Source organism: Bradyrhizobium sp. 164 (genome assembly GCF_023073715.1).
Taxonomy (GTDB): domain Bacteria; phylum Pseudomonadota; class Alphaproteobacteria; order Rhizobiales; family Xanthobacteraceae; genus Bradyrhizobium.
In genome coordinates, this window is sequence record NZ_JADPKA010000021.1 from 1 (window position 1) to 1,325 (window position 1,325).

The 1,325-nt window shown below is 63.0% G+C and carries 1 protein-coding gene; it reads right to left on the reverse strand.

Annotated elements, in window-relative coordinates:
- Positions 1-1,325, reverse strand: a 1,325-nt coding sequence (locus IVB01_RS07600) for an NAD-glutamate dehydrogenase domain-containing protein (RefSeq protein WP_247494363.1), incomplete at both ends; no start/stop codon positions are given.

Here is a 1,325-nt window from a genome sequence, read left to right on the forward strand (position 1 = left end):
CTGCCACAGATTGGTGCGAATGGTTGCCTGCACCAGATTGGTGAAGCGGCGCAGGATGCGGTCTTCATCGAGCGAGGCGACGGATTTGAGCTGCTCCTCGATCTCGGCAAGGAGGGCCGTCTCTCGTGCCGAACGCTCGGCATCCGTGGCGGCGAGGCGTGGATCGAGGCGGGCCTGGAACAGCGCGACGAGGGTGATCGTGATCGCGGCGTTCTTGCGCAAGGTCGCCCACATATAATCCTGGGTGAACGGCGCGCGGATCTGGTGCAGATAGCGCGACAGCGCCCGGATGGTCGAGACTTCCCGCCAGCCAAGGGCCGTGCGCAGGATCAATCCGTTGTATCCATCGGATTCGGCGCGATCGCGGACCACCGCCATGATCGAGGCTTCCAGGCGGTGGCTGAAGTCCGGGTTGATCTCGATCGGCTCGCCGTCGCTGGTCTCGATCGTCATGTCGTGCAGCCAGACCGGCTCCGGCCTGGTACCCGGCACGATCTGATAGGTGCGTTCGTTGACCACGCGCAGACCATGATTTTCGATCACCGGCACGCGGTAAGACAGCGACAGCGGTGCGGCGTCCGAAAACACCTTGAGGCCGAAGCGCCTGGGATCGTCCTCGCCTTCCAGACGGTGAACCGAGATCATCACCGGGCGGGCTGGCGTGAGCTTTTCGATTGTCGTGATATCGGTGATCGCCTGCTTCGCGCCGAACACCTCGGTATAGCCGCCGCTAAAGGCCCGGGCATATCGGTTGGTGAGCATGCGCGCCCGCATGCCGTCGGTCGAGGCGGTGAGCGCTGCCTTCAGCTTATCGGCCCAGGTCGCGGCGATGGCGCTGATCCCGGCTTCGAGCGTGGCGCGTTCGATGACGGGCGTTTTGCCTTCATAGCGCCCGACGATGTAGTGGACGCGCGCAAGCGATCCTTCGGGGAAGGACACGTAGGATGCCGCTAGCGTTCCCTTGTAAACCTGCGCGAGGAAGTTGGCGACGCGCGTGCGCACGTCGGTATCGTATTTGTCGCGCGGAATGAAGACGAGGATGGAGACGAAGCGATCAAACTTGTCGATGCGTGCCAGCGCGCGGACGCGGGGGCGCTCATAGAGGATCAGGATCTCCATGACGAAATTGTAGAGGGTGTCGATGTCGACCTGGAACAGTTCGTCGCGCGGATAGTCTTCGAGAATGTGTGCCAGCGCCTTGCCCGAATGGCTGTTCGGGTCGAAGCCGGCGCGCTGGAGCACCTGTGAAACTTTGTGGCGGACATAAGGAATCTGTCGTGCCGAGCGGGTGTAGGCGCCCGAGGTGAACAGGCCGACGACGCGCA